The sequence below is a fragment of the Pseudomonas sp. T1.Ur genome (assembly GCF_023516725.1).
Classification (GTDB): domain Bacteria; phylum Pseudomonadota; class Gammaproteobacteria; order Pseudomonadales; family Pseudomonadaceae; genus Aquipseudomonas; species Aquipseudomonas alvandae.
In genome coordinates, this window is record NZ_JAMGSN010000001.1 from 2,429,141 (window position 1) to 2,448,075 (window position 18,935).

Below are 18,935 nucleotides of genomic sequence, written 5' to 3' on the forward strand. Positions count from 1 at the left end.
GGACTTTGTGGGAGCGGGCTTGCCCGCGAAGAGGCCGGTATATCCAACATCCTCATCGACTGTGTCACCGCCTTCGCGGGCAAGCTCGCTCCCACACTGGATTTGCAAGAAGCCGCAGAATGTATGTCCGCCGCGGACTTTGTGGGAGCGGGCTTGCCCGCGAAGAGGCCGGTATATCCAACATCCTCATCGACTGTGTCACCGCCTTCGCGGGCAAGCTCGCTCCACGCCGCTCAGACCTGTACCGCGCCGGTCACCACGGCGAAGGCGAGCATCACCAGGCTGACGCCCCAGGCCCAGAAAAACGTATAGGCCATGTGCTTGCGCAGTTCCACGCCGGACAGCGCCAGCGCCAGGTACACACTGGGCACGACCGGGCTGATGGAGAATCCGGTGTTCTCGCCGATCAACATGGCCCGTGCCACGGCTTCGAGGGGAACGCCAGCCGCAGCGGCCACGTCCTTGATCACCGGCAGCAGGGCGAAATAGTAGGCGTCCGGCGAGAAGATCATGCCCAAGGGCACGCCAAAGAAACCGACGATCACGTGCAGGTACTGGGCAGAGCCGGCAGGCAGGATATTGATCAGCGCCAACGCCATGCCGTCGGACATCTTCGCGCCGGACAGCACACCCAGCAGCACCGCGGCGGCCATCATCACCAGGACCATCTGCAGCGCATCGGACGCGTGGGCCTTGAGGCGATCGGCCTGGGCGTCCAGGGATGGGAAGTTCAAGGGCAGGGCGATGCCCAGGCCCACCATGAAACACGCATACAAGGGGAAAATGCCGGTGAACAGGCACACCAAGATGCCGCCGGTCAGGGCTACGTTCAGCCAGTAGCGCAGCTCCCGGGGAGAGAGGCTGAATTCGCGGCCTTGGGTTTGCAGGCCGTCTACATCACACGTCGCGGCCGCACCCAGCGACATCGGTTGGCGACGCTGGGCACGCAAGCCCAACACGGTCGCCACCCCGAGCATGCACGCCAGGCCCACCATCTGCACCGGCAGCAAGCCCAGCCACAGCGCGGTGGCATCCAGGCCTGACACGGCGGCGGCGCGGGCGGTCGTACCGCCCCAGGGCACCATGTTGATGACACCCGCCGTGGTGCCCACCAGGCACAGCAACATCGCCGGGCTCATGTTCAGCCGTTTGTACAAGGGCAGCAGCGCCGGAATAGTCAGCAGGAACGTGGCGGCGCCGACGCCGTCGAGATGCACCACGGACGTCACCAAAACCGTCACCAACGCCACGGCCAGCGGCTTGCCGCCGGTGCTGCGGATCAACAGGTTGACCAGCGGATCGAACAATCCCCGGTCACGCATGATGCCGAAGAACAGGATGGCAAACAGGAACAGCGCGGCGGTCGGCGCCACCGTGATCAGGCCGGCCTTGATGAATTCGCCGATCTGCCCCAGGTTGAAGCCGGCGAGCAGGCAGACGATCACGGGGAGGGTGGTGAACGCCACCACCGGGCTGATCCGGCGCAGCAATATCAAGCCGATGATGGCGAGCATCATCAGGAAACCCAGGGTTGTAATCATGTTGCAGCCTCTCTTTTTATTGTTGTCGGATGGTTCGCAGGCACTGGATCGGTCAGTCCGTCGGGCCGGGCAGCCGCAAGGCCAACAGCAGGTAACTCAGGCTCTTGCCGTGGCGGTCCAGGCCGCAACTGCGGTTCACACCGCCCTCCAGGGCATCCTCGAGGACGAAGTTCAGCGCGTTCAGGTTCGGCAGTTCATAGCGGTGCACCCTGGAGGGTTGTCGCGTCGCGAATTGCTCGGCGACCCGCTCGCAGGTCAGCGCCCGCAGCAACCAGGCGTAGTGGGCCGCGTCGTGGGGAAACACCGCGATGCTGAGGATGTTGCCTTTGTCGCCAGCACGGGCGTGAGCAAAATCGGCGAGGGTGACGAGGTTCATCAGTACCACTCCAGGGTCGTGTGGATTTCATCCCGCGGCAGCAGGAAACTTCGCGTGGTCACGGCCTCGACGAGATGTCGTCGCACGCCACCGCCGCCTGCCGGCCCGTTGGTGTAGAGCGATTCCACTTCGGCCAACAGCGTTTCCACCAGCGGTCGGTCGGTGTGGGTCAGGCCGATGCGTACGCGTACATCCTCCAGGGCCGGGGCCTGGGCGAGCTGCTTTTGCAGGTAGCGCCCGCCCTGGTCGTTGAACAGGCTGGCGACACCGGAAAGATCGATCCAGGGCTGCACGCCTGGTGCCAATCGGCCGAAACGGTCCAGCAGAATTTCTCGCGCCAGTGCCGCACGTGCCAAGGCGCCGGGGCCGGCATAGGATATTTCCGCCTCGCCAAACCACAGGCCGCGCACGCCCGCCAGGCCCTTCAGGGTTTCGGGGCGTGGATGGCCGAGCAGGCCGCTGATCTCGACGCGGTCTTCGCCCAGGTCCTGCACGCGGGCTTCGCCAAGGTCCAGTACAACGTCCGGCGTCAGGTAGCGTCGAGGGTCGTGGACTTCGTAGAGAAGTTGTTCCTTCACGGTTTGCTCGCTGACCCGGCCGCCGCTGTCGCGGGTCTTGCCGATGATCAAGCGGCCGTCCTCCCGGATTTCGGCAATTGGACAGCCGAGATTGGCCGGGTCTGGAATGTCTTTCATCCCGGGATGAGCAAAATAGCCCCCGGTGACCTGGGTGCAGCACTCCAACAAGTGTCCGGCCGCCGTCGCCACGGCGATCTTCTGCCAATCGTCGGCTTTCCAACCCAACCCATGACGGATCGCACCCACCGCCAGCGAGGGGTCGGCGACACGGCCACACAGGACGATGCCGGCGCCCTCGGTCAAGGCCTGGACGATACCGTCGGCGCCGGTGTAGACATTCACGGACACAGGCTGTTCCTGCGGATCGCACGACAGCCATCGTTCGTAGCGCGCAGGTGTTTCGCCCAAGAGGTCGTCACCCAGCACGCATGCGATTTTCAGCCCAGGGAAGCGGCCCGCCAAGGTTTGGCGCAGTCGCTGTGCGGCCGCCCTCGGGTTGGCGGCGCCACCATTGGTGATGATCGGGATGCCGGCTTCGATGCACAGGTCGAGCATGGGTTCGAGAAAATCGAACAGCCGGGCGGAGTAGCCCGCCTGTGGGTCGAGGCGCTTGCGCAGTTGCGCTTCGGCCAGGGTCCGCTCCGCCAGCAGCTCCAGCATGATGTAGCGCGGGCCGCTGCGTTGCGCCAGGTCCTGGGCCAGGCGCAGGGCGGCATCAGGCCGATCATTGGCAAAACCGGCGCCGCACCCGACGAGAATTGTTTTTGTCATGTCCGTTTTCCACTGAGGGGTGGCCCTATAGTGGAGAGGCTGGATTGTTCTGTGAATTTTAAAGGTAGAATCAATTGATCCATTAATTTTATGAGCGGGCCATGAACGTATCCTTCCGCCAGCTTCGTGCCTTCATCCTGATCGCTGAAACCTCCAGCTTCACCCGCACCGCTGAACAATTGCACCTGTCCCAACCGGCGTTGAGCTACAGCATTCGCAAGCTGGAAGAAACCATGGGGTTGCAGCTACTTGCACGCAACACCCGCAGCGTCGAGTTGACGCCGGCCGGCGAGCACTTCCTGCCCCAGGCCCGGCGCATGCTGCGGGACATGGACGATGCCGTGCGCGACGCCCGCGACACCCTCAGCTTGAGCCGCGGCACGCTCCGGCTGGCAGCCTTGCCCACCGCCGCGGCGTCGTTCCTGCCGGTGGTCATCGCCTCGTTCCAGCGTGAGCATCCGGGCGTGAATGTGCATCTGCTGGATGGCCGCGCCGGGGAGATCATGGGGTGGGTGCAGCGCGGCGAGGTGGACGCCTGCATCAGTTCGCTGCCAGACGACCTGTCTGGCCTGAGCTTCGAGCGCCTGCTGGATGACAACCTGGTCTTGCTCAGCCACCAGGACCATCACCGCGATTGGAAGCAGCAGCCCTATATCGCCCTGACGCCGGACACCAGTATCCGTCCATTGGCTGACGCGGCGTTGCGTTATCTGAACGTTGACCCGGTGCCGGCGTGGGAAGTGGCGCACATGAGCACCGCCACGGCCCTGGTTCGCGAAGGCTTGGGATTCTCGCTGTTGCCGGCCAGTTGCACGGCGGTATTCAACATCGGCGAACAGTGCGCTGTCACTGCGATTGAGCAGCCGGCAAAACGCTCGATTGGCTTGCTGCAGCGCAAGCCCGTGGCTCCGTCACCGTCGTTGAGTCAGTTCATGGGGCATGTGCGGCGGGTATTGCGGCAGGGATGAGGGCCGATGCGCGGCCTTCGCGAGCAGGCTCGCTCCCACAGTAAGGCTGGTCACTTGAGAAAAACGATGGCCCCGTGGCGAGGGAGCTTGCTCCCGCTGGGTCGCGAAGCGGCCCCGACATTGTCGAATACACGCTCCAGTGACACCGCAACCGCCGGTTCACGATTGCTTCGCAGCCGAGTGGGAGCAAGCTCCCTCGCCACAGTTATCCAGGGCACTTTGAACGAACACCCCCCACAGGGGAATGCCACAATCCATGTGGGAGCGAGCCTGCTCGCGAAGGCGTAAGCCCGCCGAGCACCGTCATTGGGTGCCAAACATCGCCGTCCAGTAAATCCCCGCATCGCTCTTCGGGTCCATCGCATACCCGGCCCCCAACTCGCGAAATTGCGGATTCATCAGGTTGGCGCAGTGCCCCGGGCTCGCCAGCCAGCCGTCCACCACCTTCAACGCGGTATCCTGCCCCGCGGCGATGTTTTCGCCGATGGCTTGGCCCAGGTAACCGGCCAGTTCGGCGCGATCGCCCGGCATGCGCCCATCGCGGTCCTTGTGGTCGAAGAAATTGTTGTTGGCCATGGCGCGGGTGTGATTCACCGCAGCCAGGGCCAGGTCGGCGTTCCAGGCCAGCGGCGTCGTGGCGGCGAACGCTTCGGTGCCGCAGCGGCGTGGCTGCGCGCGGGCGCTATTGATCAGCTTGAGCAATTTCTGGCCTTCGGCCTGCCAATCCCCGAGGCGCGCCGACAACAACGGGCGAGCCAGCACGATGCGCCATTCCCGGTCCAGGCGGCTCACGCCGATGTCCACGAACTGCGGGTCCAGCACGACTTGGCAAAAACTTTCCTGTACGGCCTTCATCGCAGCCTGGGCGTCCCGTGGACCGGACAGGCTGATAGCCTGCACGTTCACCATCGGATAGGCCGCCCGCGCCAACGCTTGCTGCAAATCGCCGATGCCATTGGCCGACAGGATCAACCGTGAATCCATTGCCAGCGGCGGCAGCTCCAGGGACGCCTGGCCCGCGCAGCTTTGGGATTGGCTGCGGTAAAGATTGATGGACTCGACCAGTTGCGTCTCTTCGGTGGCTACGGCGCTGGCGGCAAAGGCCAGTCCCAGCGACAGCGCGGCAAGACGCATGACGGAAAAAATGGCACGCATGTAAATCTCCCTTGAGCGGACGGCGCCTATGATGCGCAATTTTTGCCCCGCTGGGGCAACGGTATTCACGCTCTTTCGAAATCCCTTGGAACGGCACCGTTGGGTACCGTTCGGGATGATCCTCAAGTAGTGGGATCAATTTTCAGGCGAATAGGTCCATTTTCGTCGTCTCAAGGCCATAAAACTTCCAGCGTGTCAGTTCATCCAGTTACCGCCGTCGACGTTATAGGTCTGGGCCACCACGTATTCACTGTCGGCCGAAGCCAGGAAAATCGCCATGCCGACGAGGTCCTGGGCGGTGCCCATCCGGCCATAAGGCACCTGTTGCCCGACTTGACGCTTCTTTTCGCCCAGGGGCAGGTTTTCATGGCGGGCGAACAGTGCGTCGACGCCCTCCCAGTGCTCACCGTCCACCACCCCTGGCGCAATGGCGTTGACATTGATCCGGTGCTTGATCAAATCCAGCCCGGCGGATTGGGTCAGGCTGATCACGGCGGCCTTGGAGGCACAGTAGACCGCCACCAGGGCCTCGCCACGTCGGCCGGCCTGGCTGGCCATGTTGATGATCCGGCCGCCGTGGCCTTGGCGGATCATCTGCCGCGCGGCGGCTTGCAGCGTGAACAGGGTGCCGGCGACGTTGATGGAGAACAGTCGCTCGTAGCTCTCGCGGGTGATCTCGACGATGGGCGCCAGGTCGAACAGCGCCGCATTGTTGATCAAGATGTCCAGCTTGCCTGCCCGGGCCACGACGGAATCGATGGCCTGGTCGATTGATGCCTGATCGGTCACGTCCATCCTGACGGCATAGGCGTTGTCGCCCAATTGAGCGGCAGTCTCCCGGGCCCGATCCAGGTCGATATCGGCGATCGCCACGGTGGCGCCTTCATCGACATAGGCCTGGGCGAACGCCTTGCCAATACCACGGGCAGCACCGGTGACCAGCGCGCTTTTTCCTTGCAGTCGTTTCATGGGGTGATCCTGTCCTGTTGTGAAGCCATGGAGGCAGGACCGACCTGCCAGCCGTCAATGGCAAGCCGATTACATCAGCGCGGCCAAAGGCCGACAAATGCGAAAGGGATCGACTGCAGGTACTTTTTTAACCCTGGCGCGCACTGTTAAAAAAGTATCGGTGGCCGGTCGGTTCAAGGCTGGCGTACCGCCGTGCGATCGACGTAAGGTGCCGCCTATAACGATAAAGAGGCGCGACATGCCTGATCACCGAACGCTCCTGTACGACCAGCGACCAGCCGAACTGGAAGTCATCCTGCCCGAGCCCGAACACAGCTTTCGCTGGTACGAGCATGACTATCCCTACGCGATGGCGCGCTGGAACCATCACCCGGAATTCGAGATCCACCTGATTCGCCACGGCAGCGGCAGGCTCCTGGCAGGTGACTACATCGGGCCATTCGGCCCCGGCCATGTGGCGATGATCGGTCCGGATTTGCCCCACGACTGGATGGGGGACCTGGCGCCAGGCGAGTGCCTGGCTGGGCGCGACGTGGTGTTGCAGTTCGACGGTGCCACGCTGATGTCGATGCGTCAGGCGCTGCCGGAGCTGGGTGATTTGCACCGGTTGTTCGAGCGCGCCCGGCGAGGGCTGGCCTTCAGCGGCGACACCGCGCGCCGGGCGGCGTACCTGCTCGAAGCGATCGGACCGGCCCAGGGGCTGGCGCGCCTGGCATTGTTTTTCGAACTGCTCGACACCCTTGGCCGTGCCAGTGAGCGCGAGGTCCAATGCCTGGCAAGCCCGTGCTATGCGCCAGCCCTGGATGCCCGCAGCTCGGCGCGCATCCAGAAAGCCTTCGAATACCTGCAAGCTGAACTCACCGGCGACCTTCGAGTGTCGGTGATCGCGCGCCAACTGGGCATGAGTGAACCTGGCTTCTCACGATTCTTCAAACGCATCACCGGTCACGGATTCATCGACCTGATGCGCAAGCTCCGTGTCCAGCGTGCCTGTCGGTTGCTGTCCCACAGTGAAATGGCCGTGACGGACATCTGTTTTGAAGTCGGCTACAACAACCTGTCCAACTTCAATCGGCACTTCCGCATCGAAACGAAACAGACGCCCAGCGACTATCGCCGCAGCGTCATGACGGCGGGCACGCCGGACTGAGCCTCAACAAAATCCGTGGCGAGGGAGCTAGCTCCCGTTGGGGCCCTGTAGGAGCTGGCGGAGCCTGCGATCTTTTGATCTTTCGTTGGGATACCGTCAGCCGCAAAAGATCGCAGCCTCGCTTCGCTCGGCAGCTCCTACAGGGCCTATCGGGAGCCGGCTCCCTTGCCACATGCCTGGACTTGGCTCATGCGTCGCTCGCGAGTTGATGCTTTTTCAACCGATAGGCGAACTGCGCCCGGCTCAGCCCCAGCGACCGAGCCGCCGCGGCGAGGTTGCCGTCGCTCATCTGCAGGGCTTCGTTGATCAGGCGTGATTCCAGGCCATCAATGCTGAAGTCCGCTCCCGATTGGCGAAGGGATTGCAGCAGCGATGTTCCGGTCGTGCCACCGCTCGCTGTCTCGGCCGATGGCGAGAGCCCGCCGTTGCCATCGACCGAATACGCGTCCACGGGCAGTCGCTCATCGCGAAACAGGTGAACAAGGTCGATGGCCTGGCCTTCTTCGCTGGCAATCAAGCCGCGCTCGATGAGGTTCTGCAATTCCCGCACGTTGCCGGGGAAGTCATAACGCAACAGCGTCTTCAAGGCGCGCATGGTCAGGCCCACGGGGGTACGGCCATATTCCAGGCAAAATCGCTTGAGAAAGGCATTGATCAGCAGAGGGACATCATCGCGGCGATCGCGCAAGGGCGGCAGGGCGATGGGGTAGACGTTGAGCCGGTAGAACAGGTCTTCACGAAAATCTCCCTGCGCCACGGCTTTGCGCATGTCGATGTTGGTTGCCGCGACGACCCGCACATCGACCTTGATCCCATGTCCACCGCCGACTCGCTCGATTTCCCGTTCTTGCAATGCGCGCAGTAGCTTGCCTTGGCCAGCCAGGCTCAGGCAGGTGATCTCGTCGAGGAACAACGTGCCACCGTTGGCCCGTTCGAACCGGCCGGGACGAGAATGAGTGGCCCCGGTGTAGGCACCGCGCTCGACGCCGAACAGTTCGGCTTCGATCAGGTTGTCCGGGATGGCCGCACAGTTGAGTGCGATGAACGGACCGTCGCGGCGCCGGCTCAGTTGGTGCAGTTGGCGCGCGAACATCTCCTTGCCCACCCCGGACTCGCCGCTGACCAGGACAGTGGCGGGGGTCAGGGCCACTCGTTGCAGGGCCTGGGTCGCGGCATTGAATGTCGCACTGGCGCCAATCAAGGGCTGTTCGCTGTCCGGCAGGGGGACGCTGTTGGCGACACCCTCGGTCCGTGCGCCCGACTCCAGGGCCACTGCCGGTTGCGAGGCGTTGAGGTAACTCAGGTCGCGCTCGATGTCGCCCCATTGCTCGGCGGTCTTGCCAACGACCCGGCAGCGCTCATGCCCCATGCCCCGGCATTCCACTTCGCGAAAGATCACCAGTTGCCCAAACAAGCCGCTGACGAAACCGATGGCGTAGCCCAGTTCCGTCCAACACACCGGATCCTGCCCGGTGCCGAAGGCGGCGACATGCTCGTCGGCCTCGCAGGAGTGGTGCCAGAGAAACTCGCCTTCATAGAACCCCGAGTCCGCATCGAACTTGAAGTGCAGGGGTTCGACCTTGGTCATGCCCTCCAGCGTATGCAGATGCGTGCCGGCGCGAAACACGGCGGCGGCATCGGCCCGTGGCCAGCGTTCACGAATCAGCCGGGCGTCCCGCGCGCCGGAGGTATAGCCCGTGCGAGTGAGCATGCCGCGCGCCTGCTCCAGCCCCTGGCGCCCGATGATTTCCCGGCGCAAGGCGCCGAACGACGAGCTGTGCAGCAGCAACATGCGCTGGTCGTTGAGCCAGATGCGCCCATCGTCGGGAGAAAAGAACAGGCAGTCCGCCAACTCCGCCGGGGTGGGGGAGCTGCTGTCGTCCAGCGAGTTGCTGTCGCCCCTGGGACGAAACGGTTCGGCGGCGAAGCGATGATCCGGCAGCGGACAGTGGGGATTGTTCATTGTTATGCCCCTGATGGCGGGGTGATCGAAATGATCACCTGGCGAGATAGTTATTAAGCATAACTTTATCAAATGAACAAGCGGTGGCTGGCCAACGGCCAGGTTGGCGAATAGCCCATGCGCGCCGTGTCAGCCTGGGATCCCCAGGCCAGAGCCCTGCGCCAGGTTTATCAAGCGCTCCGGCACAAACCGGCACAGCGCTTGCTCAGGCACCCGTACGGCGTTTGCCTCGATGCCTTCCAGGTGCGGCAAACGATGACAACAACAAAGAGCCGGGAGTTTTAAATGTCTGCATCCAAAAGCCAACTGCTGTCCCAGGTGATCGAGTCGGAATGTGTTTTCAACGGTGATTGGGTGAAGGCCTCGGGCCCAATGCATTCGATTATCGAACCGGCCACGGGCGAGCGGCTGATGTACAGCGCCACCGCCGACACCGCCGACATTGCCAAGGCCTGTCGCGATGCTGCCTTGGCCCAACCGGCATGGGCGGCACTGGGCCCACGGCAACGCGCGGCGATCTTCCGCAAGGCCGCCGACGTGGCCGAGCAGGCCTTTGACGAACTGGCGCTGTACGTCGCCCGGGAAACCGGCGGGGCGCTGTTCAAGGGCCAGCATGAGGTACGCGAAGCGATCGTATTGTTGCATCAGGCCGCTGGCATGTTGTCCCAGGCCCACGGGGTGGTGCTGCCCAGCGAAGCCGGGCGCTTGTCTTATGCACGTCGCCAGCCCCATGGCGTGGTCGGGGTGATTTCGCCTTTCAACTTTCCTCTGGTGCTGTCCATGCGTTCTGTCGCGCCGGCCTTGGCGGCGGGCAACGCGGTGGTGCTCAAGCCGGACCCGCAGACCCCGGTGAGTGGCGGTTTCCTCATTGCCCGGTTGTTCGAAGCCGCAGGCTTGCCCAAGGGCTTGCTGCAAGTGTTGCCCGGCGCGGCGGACGCCGGGGAGGCGCTGTGTCGTGATCCCAATGTGCGCATGATCGCGTTTACCGGTTCCACCGGTGCCGGCCGCAAGGTCGCTGAAGTGGCCGGGCGCAACCTGAAGAAAGTCGCGCTGGAGCTGGGCGGCAAGAACCCGCTGATCATTCTGGAAGACGCCGACCTCGACCTTGCGGCCCGCAACGCGGCCTGGGGCGCCTGGCTGCACCAAGGCCAGATTTGCATGGCCACCGGTTTGATCCTCGCCCATGAATCCATTGCCGCAGAGCTGACCCGCCGACTCGTGGAGAAGGCCCAGGCCTTGACCGTCGGCAATGCCGCCCAGGGCGAAGCGGCGCTCGGACCGCTGATCAATCAGCGCCAGTTGCAACGGGTCCATGACATCGTCAGCGACAGCGTGCGCGCCGGGGCGCGGCTGGAAACCGGCGGCAATCACGATCGGCTGTTTTATCAGGCCACCGTGCTCAGCGGCGTGAAGCCCGGGATGCGGGCCTTCGACGAGGAGGTGTTCGGGCCTGTGGCAACGGTGGTCAGCTTCGCCACCGATGACGAAGCCATCGAATTGGCCAATCGCACCGAGTACGGCTTGGCGGCGGCGGTCATTTCACCGTCGGTGGGCCGGGCCATGGCGATCGGCGAGCGCTTGCAGTGCGGCCTGCTGCACATCAATGACCAGACCGTCGCCGATGAGTGCATCAACCCGTTCGGCGGGCGCGGCGCCTCGGGCAATGGCGGCAATGTTGGCGGCCCGGCGGACTGGGATGAGTACACCCAATGGCAGTGGGTGACGGTCAAGGACAAGGCACCGAACTACCCGTTCTGACAGGCCGGTTGTATCGGGGCGGATGAGCTGAAGGCCCCGCGAGCAGACAACAATAACAAGAGGACTCAACATGAAACTCGACAACAAGATTGTGCTGGTGACCGGCGTCTCGTCGGGCATCGGCGCCGCCACGGCGAGCCTGCTGCGTGCCCAGGGCGCCCAAGTGATCGGCATCGACCTCAAGGCGCCGCACATGACCCTGGACGGTTTTGTGCAGGGCGACTTGAGCAGCGCCGAACACATCGACCGGCTGCTGGCGCAGCTACCTGCGCGGTTCGACAGCCTGTGCAACATCGCCGGGGTGCCGGGCACCGCCAATCCGCAACTGTTGGCGCGGGTCAACTACCTCGGGTTGCGTCACTTGAGCCAAGCGTTGCTGCCGCGCATCAACGCGGGCGGCAGCATCGTCAATGTCGCCTCGATCCTGGGTGCCGAGTGGCCGTTGCGCCTGGACCAGCACAAGGCGCTGGCACGCATCGAAGGTTTCGCCGCCGGGCAAGCCTGGCTGGCCGAGCATCCAGTGCCGGACCCGACCTGCTACCAGTACTTCAAGGAAGCCTTGATTGTCTGGACCTATGTGCAGGCCCAGCCCTGGTTCCTCGAGCATTCGGTGCGCATGAACAGCGTCGCGCCAGGCCCGGTCTTCACCCCCATTCTCGATGACTTCGTGAGCATGCTTGGCGAGGCCCGGACCCAGGCCGATGCCCATCGCATGAAACGTCCTGCCTACGCCGATGAGGTGGCGGCGGTGATCGCCTTCCTGTGTGCCGACGAATCGCGCTGGATCAACGGCGTCAACCTGCCGGTCGATGGCGGATTGGCGTCCACCTACATCTGAAAGGCTCATCCGAAGAACGCGGTGCAAGCCGCTCTCCAAAAATAACAATAACGAGAAGCCTCCATGGATAACGTCAAAGATTGCTTTGGTTTCAAGCAGTGCGCCCTGTTCCTAGCGTTATGCAGCGCCGGTGTGATGGTCGAGACGGTCGAGGCCATGCAAATGGACCTGGGCGATTCCGACTGGAAACTGCGCTGGGACAACACCATCAAGTACAGCCAGGCCTGGCGCCTGCACGGGCAGGACAGTCGCTTGACCAACGCGCCCACCGCCAACGGCCTGTACCCGTCGATCCAGAGCCAGGGCGACAAGAATTTCAGCAGTGGCCTGGTCTCCAACCGCCTGGACCTGTTTTCCGAAATGGACCTCAGCCGGCAAAACTACGGGCTGCGGGTGAGCGGCGCGGCCTGGTACGACGATATCTACAACCAGGACACCGACAGCAGCGAACAACCGCATTTCCTCAGCGAAACCCGCAAGCTTCATGGTCGCGACGCGGAAATCCTCGACGCCTTCGTGTTCTTGCGCGGCGATCTGGGCGAAGACTCCCAAGGCGTCGCGCGCCTGGGCCGACACAGCCTGATCTATGGCGAAAGCCTGTTCTACGGCGGCAACGGCATCGCCAATGCCCAGGGGCCGACCGATGTGGTCAAGCTGCTCAGCGTGCCGGGCACACAATTCAAGGAAATCCTGAGGCCGGTCAATCAGATTTCCGGGCAGTTGCAGATCAACCCGCAGTTGTCGGTGGGCGCCTACTATCAGTTCGAGTGGGAACGTTCCAACCTGCCCGGCGCGGGCAGCTACCTGAGCGATGCCGATCCCATCGGCTACGGCAGCGGTCCACTGCGCGAAGTGTTCGGCAACGACACGGTGAACGGCGGCGACCTGAAACCGCGTAACTCGGGGCAGGGCGGTATGCAGATTCGCTTCAAACCCAGCGGCACTGAATTGGAGCTGGGTTTCTACGCGGCCCAGTACCACGACAAAGCCCCAATCGGCTTGTACGCCTATTTGGACGGCCCGGCAGCGGCGGCCAGCGGATTGCCGATCCTGGGTTCCTATCGCCAGGTCTATGCCGAAGACATCAAGACCGCTGGCATGAGCTTCTCCACGGCCTACGGTCCGTTCAACTTCGCCGGTGAAACCTCGGTGCGCTGGAACGCGCCGCTGGTGAGCAACCTGCAAGTGGTGGCCCCCGGCGTCGAAGCCGATGGTGGCGACAATGCGTTGTTTGCCAGGGGCAAGACCGCTCATGCCAACCTGTCGGCGATTTACCTGCTGTCGCCCACCGCGTTCTGGGACGGTGGCTCGGCCCTGGCTGAACTGGCGTGGAACCGCACCTTGAGCGTGACTGAAAACGCCGCCGCGCTGGATTCCAACACCACCCGCGATGCCACGGCGCTCCGCGTCCTGATGGAGCCGGCGTACTTCCAGATCATCGACGGGATCGACCTGACCGTACCGATCGGGATGGGGATTGTGCTCGATGGACGCTCATCGGCGGTCAACAAATCCGGCTTCGGCAATACCCATTCCGGCGACTGGAGCGTCGGGCTCAAGGCCACCTACCTGCAACGCTGGGATGTCGGTCTCAACTACGTGAATTTCTTTGGCGCACCCAAAGCCGGGCTGCGCGAGGACGGCAATTTCAGTTACGGACAGTCGTTGGCCGACCGCGACTTCGTCTCGCTCTACGTGAAAACCTCATTCTAATAAGGTGGATTCGCCATGCAGAACACAACATTCCTGAACACCTGCCTGCTGACCCTGGCGCTCGCCAGCACGGGCCTGGCGCAGGCGGCGGTGTCGCCTGAGCAGGCCGCGCGCCTGAAAACCGACTTGACCCCCTTCGGCGGCGAGCGTGCCGCCAATGCCGATGGCAGCATTCCGGCCTGGCAGGGCGGCTACACCCAGGTTGCGCCCGGCTATAAGCCGGGAGACAAACGACCGGACCCATTTACCGGGGAGAAACCGCTGTACGCAATCAAGGCCTCGAACATCGAACAGTACGCAGGCGAACTGGCCGAAGGCACCAAGCTGTTGCTCAAGAAATACCCGGACTATCGCCTCGACGTGTACCCGACCCATCGCTCGGCGGCTGCGCCGCAATGGGTCTATGACAACACCGGCAAGAATGCCACCCGCGCCACGCTGGACGTGGACAGCGAAAAAGTCTCCAACGCCTACGGTGGCATTCCGTTCCCGATCCCGGAAAACGGCGCGCAAGTGTTGTGGAACTACCGCTTGTCCTGGCAGGGCGGCGACACCATCAGCTCGCCGTTCGATACCTGGCTGATGACCGCTGGCGGCAAGAAAGTCCAGGCGACCCGGGCCCAGTACACGTACCAGTTTCCCTACTACGTCGAAGGCGGCAGCCCGGAGAACTATTCGGGCAAGTACCTGCTGGGCAAGCTGTTCACCGAGTTGCCGTCGTCCAAGGCCGGCGAGGGCCTGATGACCCATTGGGACCTGGACCCGGCCAACCGCGCGGCCTGGCAGTACCTGGTCGGCCAGCGCCGGGTTCGCCGGGCGCCAAACATTGCCTATGACACGCCGGACTTCGTGACCTCGGGCGTCGGCCTGTTCGACGAAGCGTTCATGCTGTTCGGGCCGACCGATCGCTACGACCTCAAGCTGGTGGGCAAGAAAGAGCTGATCGTCCCTTACAACAATAACCGCGCGGCACTGGCCAAGAGCGACGACCTGGTCAGGGTGAACTTCCTCAACCCGGATCTGGTGCGCTGGGAGAAACATCGGGTCTGGGTGGTCGAGGCCACGCTCAAATCCGGCAAGCGCCATGTCGTGCCGCGCCGCACCTACTACGTCGACGAAGACTCCTGGCAGATCCTGATGGCCGACGGTTATGACGCCCAAGGCAAACTCGGTCGGCAGATGTATTCATTGACGCTGCTGGCGCCAGACCTGCCGGCCCTGACCGCACAGGTCATGTGGGGCAGCTACAACCTCGACACCGGGGCCTACTTCCTCAACTCATCGAGTAACGACCTGGCGGTTCAGTACCAGAAAGTCGCCAAGCCTTCGGCGTCGTATTTCACGCCAGACGCCATGGCCAACGAAAACATGCGCTGAACCTGTGGCGGCCGTGTCGCTGGAATGCACCGCGGCCGCTGAAGATTTTCCGGGCGAGATAAAGACATGAGCGTTGAAAGAATCGTTGCCAACCGCAGTCCGCTATGGGGCGTTTGCGCCCTGGTGTGTTGCCTGTTGGCGAGCGTGCCCTGGACCGCACAGGCCACGACATTGGCGGTGCTGCAGCAATCGGCGACACCGACGGCCAAGGCCCGGCGCGCGGTATTGCTCGGGCTGGCCCGGGCCGGCGAACGCCTGGTGGCGGTCGGCGAGCGTGGGATCGTGCTGCTTTCGGATGACGCTGGCGCCAATTGGCGCCAGGCCCAGGTGCCGGTCAGCGTCAGCCTGACGGCGGTGCAATTCGTCGATGCCGAGCATGGCTGGGCGGTTGGTCACCTGGGGGTGGTGCTGCACACCCGGGACGGCGGTGAAACCTGGCAAAAACAACTCGACGGTGAACGTGCCATCGCGCTGGCGGTGCACGTTGCCGAGCGCGACGCCCATCAACCGGGCGGTGCCGGCAACCTGGCCCAGGCCCGGCACATGCTCGATGACGGACCGGATAAACCGTTCCTGGACCTGTACTTCAGCGACCGCCTGCACGGCTACGTGGTAGGTGCCTACAACCAGATCTACCGCACCGACGACGGCGGGCGAAGCTGGCAACCCTGGATGCAACATGTCGACAATCCCCAAGGGCTGAACCTGTATGGCATCCGCGCCCTGGGCAACGATCTGTTGCTGGCGGGAGAGCGCGGCCTGTTGTTGCGTTCGACCGATGGCGGCCAATCATTCCAGGCGTTGAAATCCCCCTACGAAGGCAGCTTTTTCGGCCTGCTCGCGACGCGCGACGGGGCCTTGATTGCCTACGGCCTGCGGGGAAATGCCTGGCGCTCCGATGACCGTGGCAACAGCTGGCGACGTCTTGATACCGGTCTCGAATCGACCCTGGCGGCTGCCGTGGAACTGCGCGACGGCAGCCTGTTGTTGGCCAGCCAGAATGGCGAGCTTCTCTTCAGTCATGACCAGGGCCGCAGTTTTGACAAACGCCAGGTTCGCAGCGGTGGCACTGTCGCTGCCGTGCAACAGGCGATCGACGGCAGCCTGGCCAGCGTCGGCTTGAGCGGTGTGGCCGCTGACCAGGACCCGCGGGCGTCCGGTAAACCTTGAAACTTCACGGTGTAGCGCTATCGAGCCACGGCTCGCGCAACAGGAGTCAACCTTGAAAGACGACAAAACCCAAACCGTGATCGGCCGCCAGGAAGACTTCGACCGGGCGTCGGGCAACTTCGCCGAGCGGGCGATCTTCAACCATCGACCGCTGGTGGTCCTCCTGTGCCTGTTGGTGACGTTGGTGCTCGGTTGGCAAGCCACGCGCATCGGTATCAACGCCAGTTATGAAAAAACCATTCCTACCGAGCATCCCTACGTTGCCAATTTCCTCGAGAATCGCAATGAGCTGAGCGGCCTGGGCAACTCGTTGCGCATCGCTGTGGAAGTCAGGGAAGGGAGCATTTTTACCAAGGATTACCTCGACACCTTGGCCAAGCTCAACGACGAACTCTACCTGCTGCCGGGTGTGGATCGTCCCTACATGAAATCACTGTGGACACCGACCACGCGCTGGACCGCCGTGACGGAAGAGGGGCTGGACGGCGGTACGGTGATTCCCGATGACTACGATGGGTCGGCGACCAGCCTTGAACAAGTGCGGACCAACGTGGCCCGCTCCGGCGAAGTGGGTCAATTGGTCGGCGGCAACTTCAAGTCCAGTGTGATCTTCGTGCCGTTGCTGGAGGTCAATCCACAGACCGGCAAGGCGCTGGACTATGGCGAATTCTCGCGGCAACTGGAGGTACTGCGAGACAAGTATCAGACCGCTGACCTGCGGATTCATATCACCGGTTTTACCAAGATCGTCGGCGACCTGATCGAAGGGATGACCCAAGTCCTGTTGTTCTTCGTAGTCGCGGTACTGGTGACGGTACTGGTGCTGTTCGGCTACACCCGTTGTGCGCGCAGCACCTTGGTGGTGGTGATCTGTTCGTTGGCCGCAGTGCTTTGGCAATTGGGCCTGCTGGCCTTGCTCGGTTATGAGCTGGACCCCTATTCGGCGCTGGTGCCGTTCCTGGTGTTCGCCATCGGCATGAGCCATGGCGCGCAGAAGATGAACGGCATCATGCAGGACATCGGCCGTGGCACCCACCGGGTGGTCGCCGCACGCTATACCTTCCGCCGATTGTTCGCCGCCGGCATCACGGCGTTGCTCTGTGATGCGGTGGGCTTTGCGGTGCTGCTGCTGATCAACATCCGGGTGATCCAGGACCTGGCGATCACTGCCAGCCTCGGCGTAGCGGTGCTGATCTTCACCAACCTGATCCTGCTACCGATCCTGCTCAGCTACATCGGCGTCAGCCCGTCGGCGGCGCAACGCAGCCTGAGTGCGGAAGCCACCGAACAGCAGGCGCAGATCAAGCATCCACTGTGGCGTGCGCTCGATCTGTTCACCCAGCGGCGCTGGGCCATTGGCGCCATGTTGGTTGGCTTGTTGCTGGCCGCGTTTGGTTTTGCCGTGAGCCTTCACCTCAAAATCGGCGACCTGGACCCTGGCGCGCCGGAGCTGCGTGCCGATTCGCGCTACAACCGCGATGCGCTGTTCATGACGCAGAACTATGCGGCCAGCTCGGACATCTTCGTGGTCATGATCAAGACCCCGGAGGATCAATGCACCCGTTACGCCAGCCTTTCGGCGGTCGATGCGCTGTCCTGGCGATTGGAGCAACTGCCCGGTGTGGAATCCACCACTTCGATGGCGGCGCTGAGCAAGATCGCCACGGCGGGCTATAACGAAGGCAACTTCAAATGGTATGAGCTGATCCCCAATGACGGCGCCTTGGGGGCCGTGCAAACCCGCGCGCCGCGGGAGCTGTTCAACCAGGGTTGTTCGATGCTGTCGCTGTACGTCTACCTGGCCGATCACAAGGCCGACACCTTGGGCCGGGTGGTGGAGGCCAGTGAGCAATTTATCGCCGAGCACCCGGTGCCGGAGGTCAAGTTCATGCTAGCGGCCGGCAGCGCGGGGATCGAAGCGGCGACCAATATCGTCGTGAAGAAGTCCATGCGCGAGATGCTGTTCTGGGTCTACGGTGCGGTCAGCCTGTTATGCCTGGTGACCTTCCGCAGTTGGCGCGCGACCCTTTGCGCGATGCTGCCGCTGATGCTCACGTCGATCCTGTGCGAGGCGCTGATGGTGGGGCTGGGCATGGGGGTGAAAGTGGCGACGCTGCCGGTGATCGCGCTGGGCGTGGGCATTGGCGTCGATTATGCGTTGTATGTGTTGAGTGTGATCCTGGCTCGGATGCGCGCCGGCGATACCTTGGCCCAGGCGTATTACCAGGCGTTGCTGTTCACGGGCAAAGTGGTGTTGTTGACGGGGATGACGTTGGCTGTGGCGGTGTCGACCTGGGCTTTTTCGCCGATCAAGTTCCAGGCGGACATGGGGATTCTGCTGGCGTTCATGTTTTTGGTGAATATGTTGGGGGCTTTGATTCTGTTGCCGGCGTTGGCTTGGTGGTTGTTGCCGCGGGAGGTGTTTGCAAAAAAGCTTGAGTTGAGTCGGCGGGAGCGGTGGGTTCGGGGGTGATTTTCGGTTGGATGGCGTGTATATCCGTTATTTTTGTAACGGCTGCTGACGGTTCCGCTCTTACAGCGGCTCACTTTTGGAGAAGCGCCAAAAGTAAGCAAAAGCGCTTTGCCCCACCACTCGGCACCTCGCCTA

At 63.0% G+C, this 18,935-nt stretch carries 14 protein-coding genes; 8 read left to right on the forward strand and 6 right to left on the reverse strand.

Annotated features, from left to right (window positions below):
* Positions 1-233: 233 nt before the first annotated feature.
* The 3 genes from M8Q45_RS10955 to M8Q45_RS10965 are packed head-to-tail and all read right to left on the reverse strand — an operon-like array spanning position 234 to position 3,266.
* Entirely contained in the window at positions 234-1,541 is a 1,308-nt protein-coding gene (locus M8Q45_RS10955) for a CitMHS family transporter (RefSeq protein ID WP_249874740.1), read from the reverse strand.
* 52 nt (positions 1,542-1,593) lie between these two features.
* Entirely contained in the window at positions 1,594-1,917 is a 324-nt protein-coding gene (locus M8Q45_RS10960; protein ID WP_249874741.1) for an AtuA-related protein, read from the reverse strand.
* Positions 1,917-3,266: an acyclic terpene utilization AtuA family protein gene (locus M8Q45_RS10965; protein WP_249874742.1), complete on the reverse strand. Its 1,350-nt coding sequence runs from the start codon at positions 3,264-3,266 to the stop codon at positions 1,917-1,919. The genes M8Q45_RS10960 and M8Q45_RS10965 overlap by 1 nt, the downstream gene beginning before the upstream one ends.
* A gap of 101 nt (positions 3,267-3,367) precedes the next feature.
* Between M8Q45_RS10965 and M8Q45_RS10970 the strand changes: the two genes are divergently transcribed.
* Complete coding sequence (locus M8Q45_RS10970) at positions 3,368-4,234, forward strand: LysR family transcriptional regulator (protein WP_249874743.1); 867 nt, start codon at positions 3,368-3,370, stop codon at positions 4,232-4,234.
* Positions 4,235-4,537: 303 nt separating this feature from the next.
* On the opposite strand, the gene M8Q45_RS10975 is transcribed toward M8Q45_RS10970, so the two are convergent.
* Positions 4,538-5,389, reverse strand: a complete 852-nt coding sequence (locus M8Q45_RS10975; protein ID WP_249874744.1) for a CAP domain-containing protein — start codon at positions 5,387-5,389, stop codon at positions 4,538-4,540.
* A gap of 195 nt (positions 5,390-5,584) precedes the next feature.
* Complete coding sequence (locus M8Q45_RS10980; protein WP_249874745.1) at positions 5,585-6,358, reverse strand: L-iditol 2-dehydrogenase; 774 nt, start codon at positions 6,356-6,358, stop codon at positions 5,585-5,587.
* A 238-nt stretch (positions 6,359-6,596) separates the two neighbouring features.
* On the opposite strand from M8Q45_RS10980, the gene M8Q45_RS10985 reads away from it, so the two are divergent.
* Entirely contained in the window at positions 6,597-7,508 is a 912-nt protein-coding gene (locus M8Q45_RS10985; RefSeq protein WP_249874746.1) for an AraC family transcriptional regulator, read from the forward strand.
* Between the two features lie 187 nt (positions 7,509-7,695).
* On the opposite strand, the gene M8Q45_RS10990 is transcribed toward M8Q45_RS10985, so the two are convergent.
* Positions 7,696-9,471, reverse strand: coding sequence for a sigma-54-dependent Fis family transcriptional regulator (locus M8Q45_RS10990; RefSeq protein ID WP_249874747.1), 1,776 nt, complete (start codon positions 9,469-9,471; stop codon positions 7,696-7,698).
* Positions 9,472-9,756: 285 nt separating this feature from the next.
* Between M8Q45_RS10990 and M8Q45_RS10995 the strand changes: the two genes are divergently transcribed.
* From M8Q45_RS10995 to M8Q45_RS11020, 6 genes are all read left to right on the forward strand, one after another.
* Positions 9,757-11,229, forward strand: a complete 1,473-nt coding sequence (locus M8Q45_RS10995) for a benzaldehyde dehydrogenase (RefSeq protein ID WP_249874748.1) — start codon at positions 9,757-9,759, stop codon at positions 11,227-11,229.
* Positions 11,230-11,299: 70 nt separating this feature from the next.
* On the forward strand, positions 11,300-12,067 hold the full coding sequence (locus M8Q45_RS11000) for a coniferyl-alcohol dehydrogenase (protein ID WP_249874749.1): 768 nt from the start codon (positions 11,300-11,302) through the stop codon (positions 12,065-12,067).
* Between the two features lie 63 nt (positions 12,068-12,130).
* Positions 12,131-13,780 (forward strand): DUF1302 domain-containing protein, encoded by a 1,650-nt coding sequence (locus M8Q45_RS11005; protein ID WP_249874750.1) that lies wholly within the window; start codon positions 12,131-12,133, stop codon positions 13,778-13,780.
* A 15-nt stretch (positions 13,781-13,795) separates the two neighbouring features.
* Positions 13,796-15,157: a DUF1329 domain-containing protein gene (locus M8Q45_RS11010; RefSeq protein WP_249874751.1), complete on the forward strand. Its 1,362-nt coding sequence runs from the start codon at positions 13,796-13,798 to the stop codon at positions 15,155-15,157.
* A 66-nt stretch (positions 15,158-15,223) separates the two neighbouring features.
* A complete protein-coding gene (locus M8Q45_RS11015) occupies positions 15,224-16,327 on the forward strand; it encodes a WD40/YVTN/BNR-like repeat-containing protein (protein ID WP_249874752.1) in 1,104 nt (367 codons plus the stop codon).
* Between the two features lie 52 nt (positions 16,328-16,379).
* The gene (locus M8Q45_RS11020) at positions 16,380-18,800 is read left to right on the forward strand and encodes an efflux RND transporter permease subunit (RefSeq protein WP_249874753.1); all 2,421 of its coding nucleotides are present in this window, start codon (positions 16,380-16,382) and stop codon (positions 18,798-18,800) included.
* Positions 18,801-18,935 lie beyond the last annotated feature (135 nt).

What these genes read in the sequence shown, in the direction of transcription:
- M8Q45_RS11005 (WP_249874750.1), top strand. Translation starts at nt 12,131, where the DNA reads ATGGATAACGTCAAAGATTGCTTTGGTTTCAAGCAGTGCGCCCTGTTC.
- M8Q45_RS10975 (WP_249874744.1), bottom strand. Translation starts at nt 5,389, where the DNA reads ATGCGTGCCATTTTTTCCGTCATGCGTCTTGCCGCGCTGTCGCTGGGA.
- M8Q45_RS10970 (WP_249874743.1), top strand. Translation starts at nt 3,368, where the DNA reads ATGAACGTATCCTTCCGCCAGCTTCGTGCCTTCATCCTGATCGCTGAA.
- M8Q45_RS10990 (WP_249874747.1), bottom strand. Translation starts at nt 9,471, where the DNA reads ATGAACAATCCCCACTGTCCGCTGCCGGATCATCGCTTCGCCGCCGAA.
- M8Q45_RS10965 (WP_249874742.1), bottom strand. Translation starts at nt 3,266, where the DNA reads ATGACAAAAACAATTCTCGTCGGGTGCGGCGCCGGTTTTGCCAATGAT.
- M8Q45_RS10995 (WP_249874748.1), top strand. Translation starts at nt 9,757, where the DNA reads ATGTCTGCATCCAAAAGCCAACTGCTGTCCCAGGTGATCGAGTCGGAA.
- M8Q45_RS10955 (WP_249874740.1), bottom strand. Translation starts at nt 1,541, where the DNA reads ATGATTACAACCCTGGGTTTCCTGATGATGCTCGCCATCATCGGCTTG.
- M8Q45_RS11015 (WP_249874752.1), top strand. Translation starts at nt 15,224, where the DNA reads ATGAGCGTTGAAAGAATCGTTGCCAACCGCAGTCCGCTATGGGGCGTT.
- M8Q45_RS11000 (WP_249874749.1), top strand. Translation starts at nt 11,300, where the DNA reads ATGAAACTCGACAACAAGATTGTGCTGGTGACCGGCGTCTCGTCGGGC.
- M8Q45_RS10960 (WP_249874741.1), bottom strand. Translation starts at nt 1,917, where the DNA reads ATGAACCTCGTCACCCTCGCCGATTTTGCTCACGCCCGTGCTGGCGAC.
- M8Q45_RS11010 (WP_249874751.1), top strand. Translation starts at nt 13,796, where the DNA reads ATGCAGAACACAACATTCCTGAACACCTGCCTGCTGACCCTGGCGCTC.
- M8Q45_RS10985 (WP_249874746.1), top strand. Translation starts at nt 6,597, where the DNA reads ATGCCTGATCACCGAACGCTCCTGTACGACCAGCGACCAGCCGAACTG.
- M8Q45_RS10980 (WP_249874745.1), bottom strand. Translation starts at nt 6,358, where the DNA reads ATGAAACGACTGCAAGGAAAAAGCGCGCTGGTCACCGGTGCTGCCCGT.